This window comes from Synergistales bacterium (assembly GCA_021736445.1).
Taxonomy (GTDB): Bacteria; Synergistota; Synergistia; order Synergistales; family Aminiphilaceae; genus JAIPGA01.
The window spans coordinates 87,425-104,267 of the sequence record JAIPGA010000002.1; the positions used below are offsets into that span (position 1 = coordinate 87,425).

The 16,843-nt window shown below is 56.5% G+C and carries 14 protein-coding genes; all 14 read right to left on the reverse strand.

Going from position 1 to position 16,843, the window contains the following annotated elements; all coding sequences use genetic code 11:
• Positions 1-2 precede the first annotated feature (2 nt).
• Positions 3-1,115, reverse strand: coding sequence for a histidinol-phosphate transaminase (gene hisC, locus K9L28_00915; GenBank protein MCF7934895.1), 1,113 nt, complete (start codon positions 1,113-1,115; stop codon positions 3-5).
• Positions 1,116-1,181: 66 nt separating this feature from the next.
• On the reverse strand, positions 1,182-2,444 hold the full coding sequence (murA, locus tag K9L28_00920) for a UDP-N-acetylglucosamine 1-carboxyvinyltransferase (GenBank protein ID MCF7934896.1): 1,263 nt from the start codon (positions 2,442-2,444) through the stop codon (positions 1,182-1,184).
• Positions 2,445-2,457: 13 nt separating this feature from the next.
• Positions 2,458-3,654, reverse strand: a complete 1,197-nt coding sequence (gene wecB, locus K9L28_00925; GenBank protein MCF7934897.1) for a UDP-N-acetylglucosamine 2-epimerase (non-hydrolyzing) — start codon at positions 3,652-3,654, stop codon at positions 2,458-2,460.
• A gap of 35 nt (positions 3,655-3,689) precedes the next feature.
• The gene (locus K9L28_00930; GenBank protein MCF7934898.1) at positions 3,690-4,451 is read right to left on the reverse strand and encodes an undecaprenyl/decaprenyl-phosphate alpha-N-acetylglucosaminyl 1-phosphate transferase; all 762 of its coding nucleotides are present in this window, start codon (positions 4,449-4,451) and stop codon (positions 3,690-3,692) included.
• Between the two features lie 132 nt (positions 4,452-4,583).
• Complete coding sequence (gene upp, locus K9L28_00935) at positions 4,584-5,687, reverse strand: uracil phosphoribosyltransferase (GenBank protein MCF7934899.1); 1,104 nt, start codon at positions 5,685-5,687, stop codon at positions 4,584-4,586.
• A gap of 92 nt (positions 5,688-5,779) precedes the next feature.
• Positions 5,780-6,718, reverse strand: coding sequence for a methylmalonyl Co-A mutase-associated GTPase MeaB (gene meaB / locus K9L28_00940; protein ID MCF7934900.1), 939 nt, complete (start codon positions 6,716-6,718; stop codon positions 5,780-5,782).
• Between the two features lie 146 nt (positions 6,719-6,864).
• The gene (locus K9L28_00945; GenBank protein MCF7934901.1) at positions 6,865-8,589 is read right to left on the reverse strand and encodes a hypothetical protein; all 1,725 of its coding nucleotides are present in this window, start codon (positions 8,587-8,589) and stop codon (positions 6,865-6,867) included.
• A 205-nt stretch (positions 8,590-8,794) separates the two neighbouring features.
• A complete protein-coding gene (locus K9L28_00950) occupies positions 8,795-9,007 on the reverse strand; it encodes a flagellar biosynthesis protein FliR (GenBank protein ID MCF7934902.1) in 213 nt (70 codons plus the stop codon).
• A gap of 155 nt (positions 9,008-9,162) precedes the next feature.
• Complete coding sequence (locus tag K9L28_00955; GenBank protein MCF7934903.1) at positions 9,163-10,137, reverse strand: Gfo/Idh/MocA family oxidoreductase; 975 nt, start codon at positions 10,135-10,137, stop codon at positions 9,163-9,165.
• 32 nt (positions 10,138-10,169) lie between these two features.
• Positions 10,170-10,871: a polyphenol oxidase family protein gene (locus K9L28_00960; protein ID MCF7934904.1), complete on the reverse strand. Its 702-nt coding sequence runs from the start codon at positions 10,869-10,871 to the stop codon at positions 10,170-10,172.
• 89 nt (positions 10,872-10,960) lie between these two features.
• Positions 10,961-12,295, reverse strand: a complete 1,335-nt coding sequence (locus tag K9L28_00965; GenBank protein ID MCF7934905.1) for a bifunctional folylpolyglutamate synthase/dihydrofolate synthase — start codon at positions 12,293-12,295, stop codon at positions 10,961-10,963.
• A 23-nt stretch (positions 12,296-12,318) separates the two neighbouring features.
• Complete coding sequence (locus K9L28_00970; GenBank protein MCF7934906.1) at positions 12,319-14,973, reverse strand: valine--tRNA ligase; 2,655 nt, start codon at positions 14,971-14,973, stop codon at positions 12,319-12,321.
• Positions 14,974-15,022: 49 nt separating this feature from the next.
• Positions 15,023-15,628 (reverse strand): ribosome biogenesis GTP-binding protein YihA/YsxC, encoded by a 606-nt coding sequence (gene yihA / locus K9L28_00975; GenBank protein MCF7934907.1) that lies wholly within the window; start codon positions 15,626-15,628, stop codon positions 15,023-15,025.
• The coding region (locus tag K9L28_00980; GenBank protein ID MCF7934908.1) for an AAA family ATPase at positions 15,625-16,843 on the reverse strand (1,219 nt) is incomplete at its 5' end. The genes yihA and K9L28_00980, both read right to left, overlap by 4 nt.

The window sequence follows — 16,843 nt, forward strand, 5'->3', positions numbered from 1 at the left end:
CATCATTTCCCGGAACGTTTCAGGACCTTTCTCAGAGCAGAAACAAAACGTTCGTTTTCTTCGGGCAATCCGATGGATACCCGTATATGATCGGGGACGCCGAGGTCTTCCCCCGGGCGGATGATGATCCCTTCCCGCAGCAGTTGTTCGGTGATCGAGGAGGAGTTGCTCACCGCTACCAGGAGAAAATTGGTATGGGTCGGATAGACCCTCAGCCCCATGTCCATCAGCTCTGACGTGAGTCGCTCCCGCTCTGCGATGGTCCGGTCACGGATATCCTCGATATACTGTTTTTCCTGCAATGCGGCCAGTGCGGCCGCCTGCCCGATTTTGTTCACGCCGAAAACGCGGCGTACCCGTTCGTAGGCTTCCACAATGGGTTTCGGGGCGATGGAATACCCCACACGTAACGCAGCGAGGCCGTATATCTTGGAAAAGGTCCGCAAGATCACCACATTGCCCAACTCCCGGAAAAGCTGAACACCGCCGGTGTAGCGCGGGTCGGTGACAAACTCGGCATAGGCCTCATCGACAACGAGAAGCGTTTGCTTGCCCTCGAGAAAGGCGGATAGCTGTATCAACTCGTCGCGTTCGATGAACAGTCCTGTGGGATTGTTGGGATTACAGAGGACGACGACCTTTGTCTGGTCGGTACACCTCGCCATAATGCTTTCCACCGCCGGCGTCGTATGCAGCGGAACATCGACGGTGACACAATTGGCGCCGGCAGCGCAGGCCGCAAGCTTGTAGAGGGGATATGTGGGTGTATAGTAGACCACCTCGTCGCCCTCATCGATAACAGCCTGGAAAAGGGAATAGAGGATGCTTTCGGTTCCCGCTCCTACAATTACCTCCTTGGGGGAGACACCGTATTGTTTCGCAAGCGCCCTCCGGAGATAGTACGACTCCGGGTCGGGATAGCGATTGATTTCGACCGAAGCATTTCGGATTGCTTCCTGAACGCGTTCCGGGAGTGGCCAGGGATTCTCGTTGGAACTCAGGCGTGTTATCTCTTTGAGACCCAGCTCCCGTTGCACGCTTCCTATCGGTTTCCCCGGTCTGTACGGTTCAAGACCAGACAGTACCTTCCGAGCGATATTGTCCATCCAGGTCATTGTTTCTTCCTCCCTGCCTCTGTGCGTCTTCTGCCTGATTTGCACGGTGGATGCGGCCTGTTGCGCCTATCCCTTCCCGGTTCTGCGGATTCCTACGTCAGCTCCAAGAAGCTGCAGCTTTCTTACAAAATTCTCATAGCCCCGCCACACATGAGCCATCCCGAATACATTGGTTTCGTCGGGGGCCGACAACCCTGCAAGAACCAGGGCGGCACCGGCCCGGAGGTCGGTGGCGTAGACCTCGGCGCCCATGAAGGTGCGGATTCCCCGGATAATGGCGGCATTCCCCTGCATTTCTATCTCGGCACCCATACGCTGGAGCTCACTGACATGAAGAAATCTGGACCTGAATACGTTTTCCAGCACGACGCTCGTTCCTTCCGAGAGGGAAAGGAGCGCCATCATCTGCGGCTGGAGATCCGTCGGGAAGCCCGGGAAGGGCATGGTTTTGAGGGAAATGCTTCCCAGCCTTCCCGATGCCCATGCCCGCACCCGGTTTTCATGGATTTCGCATACCCCGCCGGCCTCTTCGAGCTTTACCAGGAGATGGTCCATATGTTCCGGGATGACCTTGGAAACCGTCACCGCCCCTCCGGTGATGATGCCCGCAAGCAGAAAGGTCGCCGCTTCAATGCGATCCGGGATGGTTGTGACGGTCGCACTGCCCAGGTCCTGTTCATGGACCCCTTTGATATGGATTGTGCCGGTTCCTTCTCCTTTGATCAGGGCCCCGATAGCGCGCAGCGTCTCGGCAAGGTTGATGATCTCCGGTTCCCGCGCCGCGTTTTCGATGACCGTGTCGCCCTTAGCGAGGACAGCCGCCATCATGAGATTCTCCGTGGCCCCTACAGAAGGGAAATCCAGGTAGATCCTGCTGCCTTTCAGTTCGTTCAGTGATGCGTGGACCGAACCGTGCTCAAGTTCGATGTCCGCACCCATGCGGGAAAAGCTCTTCAGATGGAGGTCAAGGGGCCGACTGCCGATGGAACATCCCCCAGGCAGGGGCAGTATCGCTCTGCCGCAGCGGGCCAACAGCGGCCCGAGAACGAGGGAGGAAGCCCTCATCCGCCGGACGAGCCGCACAGGTGTTGTCCAGCCTATTGTTTTGGGTGTCTCGATGACCACGGTATTCGATTGAAAATGCACCTTGGCTCCAAGCTCCTGGAGCAATTGCGCCATGGTATGAGTGTCCTGAAGATCTGGAACATTGTCAATACGAAGCGTTCCATCCGGGATCAGCAGTGCCGCAGCCATCATTGGAAGCGCAGCGTTTTTTGCCCCCTGTGCAGAAACCTCTCCCTGTATGGGTACGCCACCTTGAATGGTCATGCTCTGTTCTTCATCAAACACTGTATGCCTCCTCACTTGAACCGCAGCCTGAATCGGATCCCAGGAACGCTTCCAGCGAAGCGCGTATCCGCTCCGCGGCTTTGCCGTCACCAAAGGGGTTGTTGTATGTTTTCGGTGCGGCACGGGTATCGTTGCATTCTTTGAGCTTTTGCCGCACAGCAAGAGTGATCCGCGCCGTTTCTGTTCCCACCAGTTCTGCCGAGCCGCATTCAACCGCTTCGGGACGTTCTGTGACATCCCGAAGGACAAGCACCGGCTTCCCCAGGGCGGGGGCTTCCTCCTGCACCCCGCCGCTGTCGGAAAGGATCAGGGAACACCGTTTCATAGCCCACACGAAGTCGGGATAGGCAAGGGGGTCACAGAGGATGACGCGTTCCTCCCTGCCCAGTATCCCCTGGATAACCGTTCTGACCCGGGGATTCAGGTGCATGGGCACGAGAAACCACAACGCCGGTTCCTGCTTGAGAAGCTCCATGACAGCGTAGCATATGTTTTCAAGCCCCTTTCCCCAGGATTCCCTCCTGTGCGCCGTGAGGAGCACAGTCGGGACATCCTTCGGCAGAGCGGCAAGATCCTGGTTGTCCGGGCGCCGTACCCTTTGAGACGCCCAGAGAAGGGCGTCCACCACCGTATTCCCTGTGATCTCGATACGGTCCTCTTTTCTTCCCTCGGCAACCAGATTGTTGTACGCATTGGTCGTAGGGGCGTACCACAGCGTGCACATCGCATCGGTGAGTACACGGTTGAGCTCCTCGGGGAACGGTGTTGCCAACCTGCCGCTGCGGAGACCTGCCTCTACATGCCCTACGGGGATCCCCCTGTAAAACGAAGCGAGTGTTGCGGCGAAGGTCGTTGTGGTATCGCCGTGCACCAGGACCACATCCGGAGAAACGGCATCCAGCACATCTCCTGCTCCGGTGAGAACGGCGGCGGTCACGTAGTCCAGGGTCTGTCCCTCTTTCATGATACGGAGCATACTGTCCGGTTCAAGCCCGAAGAAACGCAATGGAGAGAGGAGCATCTCTTCGTGCTGGCCTGTGGCGAGCACATAGGGGCGGAGAAGCACAGACTCCTCAAGCGCTTTGATCACCGGAGCCATTTTGATGGCCTCGGGGCGTGTGCCAACCACAACGATCACCGTATACGGTGGAGCTGTTCCTGCGTATGCCGATTCATGACCTTTTGACATTTTTGTTTCACCACATTTCAGGAATGAATGGATCATTAAATAATCAATATGAAGTATATTCCAGAAAACAGCATTGCTGTATGAATGAAAATCAAAATTAATAAAACAGCAGGCAGAGGAATCCCTCTGGAAAGAAGACGATGATGCAGATGTTCCCGGTCTGGGTGAAAGGGTGATTGCCGCTTTCGGGCTCTACGCACTATGGAAATCGCTGTATCCAATGCCGGAATGCCCCCCAGGAGGAACAAAAGGATGACGAGTTTCCCCAGGCTCAACGAGCAAAGGGAGGACTGCATAAGTGTAAACATGCAGGCCCCCCACAGAAATCCGAGCAAGGTACTGCCTCCGTCGCCGATAAACGTCTTGGCGACCGGATAGTTCCATACCAATAGGCCGAGGCAGAGGCCGGCCACAAGTAACGGGAGCTCGATCGCACCGAGGAGCACGGCAAGCAGGAAAGAACCTGTGGAAAGCAAAAGGCAGAGCCCATTCAGTCCGTCGATCATATTGTACGCGCTGGTCAGGCCTGCTATCCAGATCATACCGAGAAGGGAGACCCAGAGCTCGCTTTCCATCGGAAAGACCACAAGCGCGGCCGCACCCAGATGAACGACGAGTCTTGCTGCAGCGGGCAGTCGATAGAGGTCATCCAGGTATCCCACAAAGAACACCACAGTCACGGTAGTTCCAATGACTGGGGAAAAGAAATGGTCTGCAGGAGAAAAGAGAAGCACCCAGAGAACATATCCCGACCAGAGTGCGAGTCCGCCCCCTCGGGGTACCGTCCCGGCGTGCATTTTCCGTTCTCCCCCTCTGTCAAGAACCCGATACCGCTTGGAAAGCTCTATGGTAAGCGGGGTAATCCCGGATCCCCAGAGAAGCCCGAAGACAAAGGGAATTGTCCAGAACATCACAGAAGCAGGGCCGGGTTACCTGGTTCCGAAAAGGCGGTCACCGGCATCTCCAAGACCTGGAACGATGAACCCGTTTTGGTCAAGCTGCTCGTCCAGAGAAGCTGTAAAGATATCAATATCCGGATGATCCTTCTGTACCCGGGCGACCCCCTCCGGAGCGGCGATCAGACAGACCAGAGAGATGCGTGAGGATCCCCGTTTTTTGAGGAGTGTGATGGCGGCGCTGGCCGATCCTCCGGTAGCCAACATGGGATCGACGATAAAAACGTCCCGTTCGTGGATATCACCCGGCAGTTTGCAGTAGTACTCCACTGGTTCCAGCGTTTCAGGGTCGCGGTACATGCCGACATGGCCGACCTTGGCGTTGGGAATCGTGCCGAGAATGCCCTCCACCATACCCAAGCCCGCCCTGAGGACAGGGACCACCGCCAGTTTCTTCCCTTCCAGACTCTTGGCCGAGGTGGTCTTCAATGGGGTTTCCACGGTTGTATCTGTGAGTGGGAGATAGCGGGTTACCTCATAGACCATCAGGCCGGCGATCTCCTGCACCAGCTCCCGAAATTCCTTCACCGTTGTGTCGCGATTCCGGACGATACCCAGCTTGTGCTGTATCAGAGGATGCTCAAGAACATGGAGGGGTGTAGCCCGTTCCAAACCACTTCGGGTCTCCACGTTGCCTTCACAGATAAGATGTTCGAGCTTGCCCAGGCGATTCTGATGACGCCCGCCCTCGAACTCCACGTTGACCCAGCTGTAAACAATCTCCTTTGCAAGATCGACACCTGTCGTCCGCCCTCCTAAAGCCAGAATGTTGGCGTTATTGTGCCGTCTGCTCTGGAGAGCGTCGTACACGCCGCGGCAGAGCGCGGCACGTATGCCGTTGACCTTGTTTGCGGCGATGCTCATACCGATGCCTGTTCCACAGATGAGTATGCCTCGCTGGTAGCTTCCCGCAGCAACGGAACGGGCCACGGGAAAGGCAAAATCGGGGAAGTCGCTTTTGGTTTCATCGCTTGCAACACCGAAGTCGTCCACACTGTGTCCATGATCGGCCAAGAATGTTTTCAGCTCTTCCTTGAGGTGAAAACCGGCATGATCGGCTCCAATGGCTATGTACATAGAGGTCCCTCCTCCATCGGACGTGTTGTGCATGTCATGGTTCGAGAGCTGGAACGCATCATAACAGGCAGCAGAGAGGGTTGCCCTGTGTGTTACAGGGCCCGGTCAAGCACGCTGTCGGCAACCGCATAGGGATCCGTCTGCCGTTCCGCCAGACGCTGCAGGATGTCGGGATCCTCCATTTTCCGGGTATCCCAGGCCTGCTCTACGATACGGGCCACCTCCCGGCGGAGTACCTCCTCAACCTCAAGTTCAAGGCGGGCGAAGCGGCGCCTTCTCCCCTCTTCGCTGCGGACGAGGAAGTCGTTGTGATTGTTGAGGGAGCTATAGACCTCATCTATTCCCGTACCCTTGGCCGACACCGTTTTCAGGACCGGTGGGCGCCATTGGCGCTCTCCCATGAGATCAAGCATGATGTTCACCTCGGTGACCAGCCTGTCCGCCCCATCGTGATCGGCTTTGTTGATGACGAAGAGATCGGCGATCTCCATAATGCCCGCTTTCATTGTTTGTACATCATCGCCCATTCCCGGTACCAACATCAGGCAGACGGTATCGGCGATCTTGACGATGTCAACCTCTGACTGCCCGACACCGACGGTCTCGATGATCACTACATCTTTCTGGCAGGCATCCAGGATCAGAGCGGCCTCGTAGGTGCTCCGGCTCAGTCCTCCGAGAGAGCCCCGAGTGCCCATGCTGCGGATAAATATATCCGGGTCGAGGGCATGTTGCTGCATCCGCAGCCGGTCCCCCAGGATCGCTCCTCCACTGAACGGGCTAGTCGGATCGACAGCGATAACGCCGATTTTCTTTCCCTGGGCCTTGAGTTTTTTAATGAGTTTATCAGAGAAGGTGCTCTTCCCGGCTCCCGGGCTTCCTGTGACCCCTACAATCTGGGCCGTTCCGGAGTACGGATAGATCTTTCTCATAATGGAATCAGAGAACTGGCTTTCTCCCTCTACTAGACTTATCACCTTCGCAATCGACCGGTTATCCCCCTGGAGGGCTTTGGATATCATCGTGTCCATAACGTGGCATCTCCTTTAAACAAATCATTGTCTCGTGTCTGTCCATGGGGTTCGCCTCGAATGGAGGCGAATCCCAATGTCTTATTGTACGGTACCCGTCAATATGGGCAACGCGTTCCGAACCAGAGGGACTGCCAAAGGACGCATTATTGCGGTAACCCGGCAGGCCAGAGCGGGAGCCAGTCACGGAGCGCGATACTCCCGGCATCCAGATACAGGGCAAAGAGCGAGGCATTGATGTATCCGGGAGGGAGGGCGTTTGCAGGCAGTGGGCTTGTCGCCTTCCAGACCGTGGTTGTCGCCCGTGGTATAGAGAAGGTGTCCGCGGCGAAGTACGTTTCTCCACCAGCAGCCCGGGCGATACGTGCGAGTGACGGATCCGGGGTTTCCGTCGCCCAGAGCGAAACGCGCATATTGTGATGCAGCGCCAGCGCTAAGAGGGTGTTCAACTCTTCCTTGGAAAGACGCAGAGCCCCATCAACGAGCAATTGGTCCGGGAGTCTCCCTTGCCGTGCTGTGATGCGCTGGAACACGCCCGGCAGGCCGGCACCCGGCTGGTAGAGGACGCTTTTGTCGCTTTGAGGTGTTCGTCCCGGGGCGAGGAGGCGCCACGGGGTGGAGAGTTCCCTGGACACCTTCTTGAGGGTTGTCTGGACTTCCTGTCCCAGCCAGACGGCGGAAGCCTGTGCATTCCACCGGTCAAACTCCTCCAGCAGGGGGAAACCGACTATGGCTGTCACTTGGGCCTGGAGAGGGTCCGCTGTCCGGTCAAGGTGAGGGGAAACAACGTTGAGCAGGAATTCCCTTTCGCCGGAGGGAAGCGGCCTGCCGATCCAGCAGTTGTCTCCGGGAAGATCGAAGCAGTGGAGCTGTCCGCAGTTTCCGGTTACGATACTCCAGGGAGCCTTGAGCCCTTCGACGAGCGTATGGGCGGGTTCTTCGGCGCAAAGCATGGCAATCGACCTGTTTTTCTCGGAAATGACGGCGATTCTCCCGGCTCCTGCCCAAACGAGATCCCGAGGTTGCTCAATGCGATTCCGGCGTTCGACAACCCAGGAATGTACATTGACGACATAAACCTGTTCGGAGCCGCGGTCTGCCACTGCCAACAACGAGCCCGAGGCGTCGATGGCCACCGGTTCGAAAAAGACCTCCTCTTCGGGGGTCCAGATATCTTCAATGCGTTTCTCTTTCATGTTGTACACAACAACGCGTCTGCCGCCCCAATCCGCGATCGCCAGGCGATGCCGGGAGAGCAGGACGGCATCCGACGGCCGCACCGACAGGGAAGCCAGCGGTTGCAGTGATTCCCCGTCGCTTCCCGATTGCCCGCGGTAGAGAGAGCCGTCGCGGGTAAGGAGCAGAAAGCTGTCGGTATCGACAGGGCAAACGGCGACCGGTTCCGGTACCTCGTAGACCCGTTTGGTGCTTTTTTCGTTCGGCGCTGTCTCGATGCAGATCACTCGATCACCGTGCGTATCGGGGAAATACAGCTGCCTGTGCATACGTGCGACCTTCCCCAATCCAGAGAATCGCACCATATCCCATAGTTTGAGTCTGAGAAATCTCTTGAGGGGATACTCAGTAAACGCCACCGTCTCGATGTCGCCTCGTCCTTCCAGGAGCATCTGGAGGAATCGTTGCTCCTGTTTGAAGGTCTCCACCATGCGTTTGGGTGCATCCTCGTTGCCACGCACTTCCCGATAGTGGCGGAGTGCCTGCAGGGCCTCTTCGAGGAGACCGATCTCCCGTAACACCAGAGCTTTCATAAGGTAGTAGTCGATGAGATAGGTATTCCTCTCGATTGCCTTGTCCAGTGCAACGAGCGCATGCCAGTACCTTCCTTGCGTATACGCTTGGTATCCCTGCACGAGCAGCTTTTCGGCCAGCTCTCTCTGGACCGTTGGGACCTCGGGTGTGGCGGCCTCTGACTGCGCGGTCTGCGCGGATCCGACGAAAAGAAGCAGAGATGCGAGGATGCCGGCCATACAGAGGGCGCGCCATGGGGTCTGTCTGCAAGAGATCTGGTTCCCCTGCTCTCCTGTTGTGCTATCCATGACCCATCTCCAAAGTCATCTAGTGATTGAGAATGTTGATCCCGGCAAAGGCATAGAAGGCAAAGGTGATTGAAGCGGCAAAGACGAAGCCAAGAAGCATGCGCAGATAGAACACCCAGGCCTTTCCTCCGGGCCAATCCCCTCGGTTGATGTTATTTACCATTTTTGCAAGCATAATCGCTATGCCAAAGAGAAGAAGCGCCAACAGCGCCTGAACATTTACTGCAGGCAAGGACAGTCCCCCCGTTTTCGTCGGATCCTCTGGATTCCCTGTGTACACTATACCTGACCTGGTCGAACTTTGCAGCAGAAGCCCATGCAAAAAAACAAAGAGGGGCAAACCCTCTTTGTTGATGACCATTGGCGGGAATGAAGAGCAGCGCTGACTTACCCCGCAACCATTATCTCTGATGGTCTGTCGCACTTTTGCTCCCATATCTGCCGGAGCAATGAAACAGCAACCTCCAGTGCCCGTTTGCCGTCATTGATTCCCACCAACGGTTGTCTTCCCTCCCGGACACAGGAAACAAAATGTTGCAATTCCAATTTGAGTGGTTCACATTTTGGGAATATCGGGTGTTCCTCGATCTCGACACGCCGGCCTTCGCCACCCTGTACGCAACGGTGCACCGAGACATCCTGTTTTTCGTAATCCACGGCAATGTGGCGTTCGGCTTCCATGATTTCCAGACGGCGCAACCTCTGCTTGGAAACCCTGCTCACCAGAATGTTCGCTATGGTCCCATCGGCAAAAAGGAACTGCGCCGAAGCGACATCCTCATAGGAGGACACGACGGAGTGGCCAACGGCGGTTGCCTCAAGAAGTGTGGAATCCACCAGCGAGAGAATGATATCGATATCGTGGATCATGAGATCAAGCACAACGCCGACATCGGCAACCCGGGGTGAATAGGGGCCGAACCTCCGGGATTGAAGAACCAGCGGGTGATCTGTGATCGATGCTACATGTCTGATAGCGCTGTTGAATCGTTCGATATGCCCTACTTGAAAAACCAGGTTGTTTTTTTCTGCAATACGTAAAAGTTGCTCAGCCTCTTCGACAGTCGATGTCACGGGCTTTTCCACGAGTACATGGATGTCTCGGCGAAGCGCCTTTCGGGTAACCTGATAATGCTCTCGGGTGGGGACAGCAATGCTGATCGCATCCGGTCTGGCTTCCTTGAAAAAGGTGTCGATGTCTGTATAGCTCGGAACACGAAGTGTCTCTCCGACTGTGGCGGCCTTTTCCGGGTTGGTGTCCACAACCCCGGCAAGCTCTGTTCCTAGAATCTCCGTATATACCCTGGCGTGGTGATGTCCCAGATGCCCGACTCCTATCACCCCGACGCGAACTGATTCCACCCCGATCACTCCCTGCGAGTCTGGCCTGTGTTCTACCCTTTCAGTACATTTTCCCAAAAGGCGAGGGGTTTGTGGTCATCAAGGCCGGTAATCTTTGCAAAAAGAATATTCCGGGAAACGGTGTCCCCGCCTCGATAGGAAAAGAACTGGCTGCGGTTGCATTGGGTGCAGAGGGAAACCGTCGAGATCCGTTTACTCGGAACGCCTGCATCGCGACACTGGGTTCGTAATGCACGTGCCAGATCGAAAAAGACATGTCTCCCCTTTCGGGACCACAGTTCCCCTCCCAGGTTCTGCATTCCCCGTCTGGTCCAGGGATCGTCCAGTTCTCTGGAATAACAGCAGGCTCCGATGCCGGGTCCGATCCAAACCTCGGAGGTCCGCAGAGCGGCGGGGCCAAAGCGTTGCCGGAGGGTTCCGAGGACTGAGGAAAGGACCTTCTTGACTACCCCTCTGTATCCGGCATGGACGAGCGCAATCCATCGGAAGGGGACCGCTGAGGTGACGGCGACAGGGAAACAGTCGGCGAATTGCAAGGTTCCCCAGACTTCCCCCGTTTGCAGGATGATGCCATCGGCACAGGGCCGCCAGGGGAGTGCCCATATCCTTTTCCCTGGAATGCATGCGGTTCCGTGACACTGCCGCGGGCTGAGAATCCAGGACATCGGGAAAGCGTTCAACCCTTCCCGTATCGCCGACTTGTCACGTTTGCCATGGCGTGTTCGGCCCAGCATAAAGAGCTCTATCTCTGAGGGGTTGTGGCTGCTCCGGTACCGGAGATTCCAGCTCCACGCACCCTCTTCGACGGTGTAGGTGGGAGTGTTCACGCAGGTTGCCGACCTTTTTCGTTGTTCCAAAGCACCTCAAGCACCTTCCCGACAAGATAGAGACTGCCGCAGACCACACCAAGCTGTCCCCTCCCCCGGATGAGATCCAGTGCGTTTTCCACGTTACCGGCAACCCGGACATGTGGCCACCCTGCATCTTCCGCTGTCCGGGCCAGTCGATCAGACGGAACGCTCCGCGCATGTTCGGGAAGGTCAGTGCAGATAACCTCCTGAGCACAGGGGCGGAGAAGCTCCAAGCCCTGTGTATACCCCTTATCCTCCATAGATGCAAAGAGGACAATGGTTTCTTTGTTCCTGTTCCAGAGATTGTTCAGCAGAGCGACCAATGCAGCGTACCCCTGCAGATTGTGTGCTCCATCAAGAAGGAGATCCGGATTGCCGTGAACCAGTTCTCCTCTCCCGTGCCATCTGGCCCCACTGAGGCCCGACTCGATTGCCGTGGGCGTGATGGCCGGGAATGTCCGGGAGAGAGAAGAGGCTGCCTCTGCGGCCAGAAGACTGTTTTCGATCTGATGTCTTCCGGGCAACGGGAGGTGCGGATGTATCATCCCATCCCCTTTCCGGTGCAAGGAAAGCTGCGATCCGCAGAGGTCTTCGTGTATCACCGTAACGTCCCAGCATGTACTGGGGATGCATCCCCGCGCATCGATCCTTTTGCATGCAGTGTCAAACTGTTCGTTCAGTTGAGGGGGAGTACCTGAAAAGAGCGCTGTGCCGGCAGGACGGAATATCGAGAACTTTTCCCAGGCCCGTTCCCTCATATCGGATCCGAGAAAACGCTGGTGGTCATCACCGATGGACGTCACGACACTCACCAATACCCGTGAAAGCAGATTGGTGGCATCGAGACGTCCGCCCATGCCTGTTTCACAGATAACGAGATCCACCTTTTCCTGCTGGAAAAGGCAAAAGGCTATCGCGGTAGCCAGTTCGAAGAAGGTCGGCGGAGCCGTTCTCAGCTGTGCGTCCTGTTCAATGCATTCCGCCACGCGCCTCTTGGCCCACCTCCACTGTCCGCTGTACAGGGGCTCCCCGTTGATCAGGATCCGCTCCGCAAGACTGCAGAGGTGAGGGCTTGTGAAGAGCCCGCAGCGCATCCCCGCATGCCGACAGATACTGTCCAGGGAGGCACATACCGAGCCCTTCCCGTTGGTGCCGGCCACATGGACAGCCGGAAACGCTCGTTGCGGATTTCCCAGGCGCAGCAACAATCTGGAGAGCCTGGACAGTCCCGGGCGCATACCAGGTGTGGCCAGGCTCTCCAGCTCCTTCTCCAGTTCGATAAAGGCATACCGCTCCTCTGTACTCATTACTCCCGCCATAGGTCCAGACACTACACGGAGCGGAGGGTCTCCAGCGTTGCCTCGAGCTGGGCCCGACGCTTTGCGTAGTCCTCCCGTCGTGCCCGTTCCTTCTCCACGATTTCGGCGGGCGCATTGTCCAAAAATTGCTGGTTGGCCAGCTTTGTGTCGCACCGTGTGATATTCGCGGCGGCCTTCCCAAGCTCCTCTTCAAGTCGTTCTATCTCTTTGGCGATATCGATAAGGTCACCCACCGGGAGATAGATGGTGGCATCAGGGAGAATCTCGGCCAGGGATCCGGCAGGGCGTTCGGTTGTGTGGCTGCACAGTACCTTCTCCACCCCCGAGAGCAGAGAAAGCTGATCCTCAACCTCTTCCACGAGCCGTTGTCTGCTGTCATCCATTGCTGTCAGATGTACCGTGCCGACCTTCTGCTTAGGAGAGAGGTTCGCGATAGCCCGAAGATTGCGGATCGTCCGTACCACTTGCATGAAGAAATGGAAGGCCTCCTCCGCTGTTTCGTCACGATAGCCGGATGACGACGGCCAGGGCTCCTGCTCTATCGAGTTGTCGCCAAACCGGAAGGCATGCCACAACTCTTCGGTAACAAAGGGAATAAAGGGGTGCTGCAGGAGCAGTATCGTTCGCATAACATGGCTGAGAATGCCCTGCGCTACGAGCTTCCGTTCGTTTCCTTCATGCCCTCTCAGGGTGGGCTTGATCAGTTCGAGGTACCAATCGCAGAGCTCCGCCCAGACGAAATCGTAGAGCTTTCTGGCGGCTTCGCCGAAGTAGTATCCTTCCAGTGCCTCTGTCACTTCCGTCACCGTATTGTCAAGACGGGAGAGTATCCAGTAGTCGCAGAGACGCATTTCTTCCTTGTGATGTGCTGCAATATCCGCAACCGCCGTTGTTTCTCCTCCATGCATGAGTGCAAAGCGGCCGGCGTTCCACAGCTTGTTCAGGTAGTGACGGTATGTAGTGATCTTCTCTTCGCTGAGAATGATGTCTCGACCTTGCACGGTCAGAGCACAGAGTGTGAAGCGCAGGGCATCGGCTCCGTGGATGTTGATGATCTCAAGGGGGTCGATGACATTGCCCTTGGACTTGCTCATCTTTTGCCCCTGGGCGTCCCGTACGAGTGCGTGGATGTAGACATCGCGGAAGGGGATCTCGTCCATGCATTCCAGCCCCATCATGATCATTCTGGAGACCCAGAAAAAGATGATGTCGAATCCGGTGACCAATAGCCCCGTGGGATAAAAGGTCTCAAGATCCCGGGTGTTCTCCGGCCACCCAAGCGTCGAGAAGGGCCAGAGAGCACTGCTGAACCACGTATCGAGGACATCGCTTTCCTGTTCGATGTGTACGCTGCCGCAGGCCTCACAGACATCGGGATCGGTTTCGGCAACAGTCACATGTCCGCAGTCCGCACAGGTCCAGGCGGGAATACGATGGCCCCACCACAGCTGTCTGGAGATACACCAGTCCCGGATGTTCTCCATCCACTGGTAGTAGGTCCGCACCCACTGTTCGGGGATCCACTGGATCTGTCCTTCGCGGACAGCCTGAACGCCGCGCTCCGCCAATGGTTTGGCCTGTACGAACCACTGCTCCGACAGGTAGGGTTCGACGACAGTATTGCATCGGTAGCAGTGTCCGACGGCGTGATGATGGGGTTCCTGCTTGACGAGCCGGCCGGTCTGTCCCAGATGCTGCACCATTTGCTCCCGGGCAGCGAAACGATCCAGGCCCTGCAGTGTGCCGGCCTGCTCGTTCATGATACCGGCTTCGTCGATCACCTGTACCGAGAGAAGGCCGTGGCGCTGTCCCACCAGGAAATCATTGGGGTCGTGGGCCGGGGTGATCTTGACAAAACCTGTACCAAACTCCGGATCCACCATGTCATCCTCGATAATGGGGATCTCTCTCCCATTCATGGGCACCCGGACCGATTTTCCGATATGGTGTCTGTTGCGTTCGTCACGGGGGTGCACGGCGATGGCGACGTCACCGAGAATGGTTTCCGGACGGGTGGTGGCTATCTCGATGGAGCCCTCTCCATCTACAAAGGGGTACCGAACCCAGTAGAGTTTTCCCTCTACTTCCGTGTGCTCCACCTCGAGATCCGAAAGAGCGGTGTGGCAACGAGGACACCAGTTGATGATGTACTCGCCCTTGTAGATAAGACCCTTCTTGTAGAGCTGCACAAAGACCTCGCGGACGGCACGTGAGAGCCCTTCGTCCATGGTGAACCGCTCACGGGACCAGTCGCAGGATGCCCCCAGTTTTTTCAGCTGATTGATAATCTTGTTTCCGTAGGTCTCTTTCCACTCCCAGACCTGGTTGACGAATTCTTCCCGCCCCAGCTCGTGGATATCGATGCCTTCGCCGGCGAGATTGCGTTCCACAACATTCTGTGTTGCTATGCCGGCATGGTCGGTGCCCGGCACCCAGAGAACGTTATACCCTTGCATACGTTTCCATCTGCAAATGACATCCTGCAGTGTGTTGTTCAGAGCGTGTCCCATATGGAGGGAACCAGTTACATTTGGAGGTGGAATCACAATACTGAAGGGCTCTCCGCCTGCATCAACATCACCAGTGAAAAGCTCCTTTTCCAACCACCATGCATACCATTTATTTTCTAAGTTTTCAGGTTGATAACTTGATGCCAGTTCTGTCATCCTGCGTTCCCCCCGTACTGTTTAGAAAGGCTCAGGCTCACTCTGTGTTCTACTGGTGTGCCGGTGTATTCTCTGTGGCGAATTCCTCGAGCAGACTGCGGAGTTCATCTATCCCCAAACCTTTGGCGGCTCCGGTTATCGGAGGTTTTGTCAGCGACTGTATTCCTCCGGAAAGATAGCTCTCAAAGAGTCCCTTCCGTCTTCCGCGGGCGATCTTGTCGGCCTTTGTGAACACCACCTGGCAGGGCAGTCGATTCTCGCGGACCCAGTTCTGCAGCTGTCTGTCGTTGGCAAGCAGACCGTGCCGAAAATCCACAAGCTGCAAAAGCAGAGCCTGGTCACGACGCTGCAGAAAGTACTGTTCGATCATGGTCCCCCATTGAGATCGTTCTCCAAAGCCACGTTTCGCGTATCCATATCCAGGCAGATCGACGAGAAAAAAGGGGGAGTCGGTTTGGATCCTGTAGAAATTGAGACTCCTTGTCTTTCCCGGGCTTTTGCTTACCCTGGCCAGAGAACGTCCGAAGAGCGCATTCAGCAACGTGGATTTCCCCACGTTCGATCTCCCGGCGATGGCGATTTCCGGTAAGGTGCAGGCCGGTATTGCTTTCAGTTCAAAACATGTCTTGTGCAGGGTCACATTCCATGCGGTCATGCGGCTTGCTCCTCTACCTGTAGTAAGAGTTCGATCAGGTGGCTTATGTGTTCCAGATAGATGAATTCGACTCCTTTCCGGATCCAGGCCGGGAACTGTTCGATGTCAACCCTGTTGTCGGCCGGCAGGGCCACTCGCTGGATTCCGTACCGTTTGGCGGCAAGCACCTTCTCTCTCGTTCCTCCTACGGGCAGCACATTGCCCCTGAGAGAGATTTCCCCGGTCATGGCGACATCAGGCCGGACCGTTTTCCCGGACAGGGCTGAGAGCATGGCTATGGTCATGGTGATGCCGGCAGAGGGGCCGTCCTTGGGGATTGCGCCTTCCGGAACGTGGACATGGATGTCGTGGTTGTCTATCTGTTCTTCCTGCAAGCCCAGTGCCGATGCATTGGCCTTGATGTAGCCAAGCCCCGTCTTCGCCGACTCTTTCATGATAGCGCCGAGGTTTCCGGTGAGCGTGATTTCGCCCTTTCCTTTCATTGTGACGGCCTCGATAACGAGGACATCCCCACCGGTTTCTGTCCATGCCAGCCCCACGCCGGTGCCCCGGGTGGGTTGTTCGGGGAGCCTGGTATCTTTCCGCTTGGGCGGTCCCAGCAGGTTGGGGAGCTGCTGTTTCGTCACCCGGATCGGTCCATTCCGCTCCTGTCCTTTTTCCTGTTCGTCCACAAGCTTTCGGGCGGTCTTGCGGGTGATCTTCGCCAGCTGACGCTCCAGATTCCGTACCCCGGCTTCGCGGGTGTATTCCCCGATGATCTTTTGGATGACGCCATCGGAAATGGAGATCTCCTCTTCAGAAAGCCCGTTTTCCAGGGTTACCTTGTGCAGAAGATGTTCCTTGGCGATGTGCATCTTTTCTTCCGCCACGTACCCGGGGATATGGAGCGTTTCCATCCTGTCCAGGAGCGGCTTGGGAATAGTGTGCGAGACGTTGGCGGTTGTCAAAAAGAGAACGCGACTCAGGTTGAAGGGTACTTCAAGAAAATGATCGGTGAACTGATGGTTCTGTTCAGGGTCGAGAACCTCCAGAAGCGCTGCCGACGGATCTCCCCTGAAATCGACACCGAGTTTGTCGACTTCGTCAAGCAGCATGACGGGATTTCTGGTCCCGGCGTTCCGTATCTTTTGTATGATTCGACCAGGCAATGCGCCCACGTAGGTTCTTCGGTGCCCTCTGATCTCAGCTTCATCACGGATGCCGCCCAGCGACATG

Excerpts from the sequence above, each read along its gene's own strand:
- K9L28_00930 (MCF7934898.1), bottom strand. The coding sequence starts at position 4,451 with ATGCACGCCGGGACGGTACCCCGAGGGGGCGGACTCGCACTCTGGTCG.
- K9L28_00965 (MCF7934905.1), bottom strand. The coding sequence starts at position 12,295 with ATGAGTACAGAGGAGCGGTATGCCTTTATCGAACTGGAGAAGGAGCTG.
- yihA (MCF7934907.1), bottom strand. The coding sequence starts at position 15,628 with ATGACCGCATGGAATGTGACCCTGCACAAGACATGTTTTGAACTGAAA.
- hisC (MCF7934895.1), bottom strand. The coding sequence starts at position 1,115 with ATGACCTGGATGGACAATATCGCTCGGAAGGTACTGTCTGGTCTTGAA.
- upp (MCF7934899.1), bottom strand. The coding sequence starts at position 5,687 with ATGTACATAGCCATTGGAGCCGATCATGCCGGTTTTCACCTCAAGGAA.
- K9L28_00960 (MCF7934904.1), bottom strand. The coding sequence starts at position 10,871 with ATGCTGGGCCGAACACGCCATGGCAAACGTGACAAGTCGGCGATACGG.
- meaB (MCF7934900.1), bottom strand. The coding sequence starts at position 6,718 with ATGGACACGATGATATCCAAAGCCCTCCAGGGGGATAACCGGTCGATT.
- K9L28_00970 (MCF7934906.1), bottom strand. The coding sequence starts at position 14,973 with ATGACAGAACTGGCATCAAGTTATCAACCTGAAAACTTAGAAAATAAA.
- murA (MCF7934896.1), bottom strand. The coding sequence starts at position 2,444 with ATGACCATTCAAGGTGGCGTACCCATACAGGGAGAGGTTTCTGCACAG.
- wecB (MCF7934897.1), bottom strand. The coding sequence starts at position 3,654 with ATGTCAAAAGGTCATGAATCGGCATACGCAGGAACAGCTCCACCGTAT.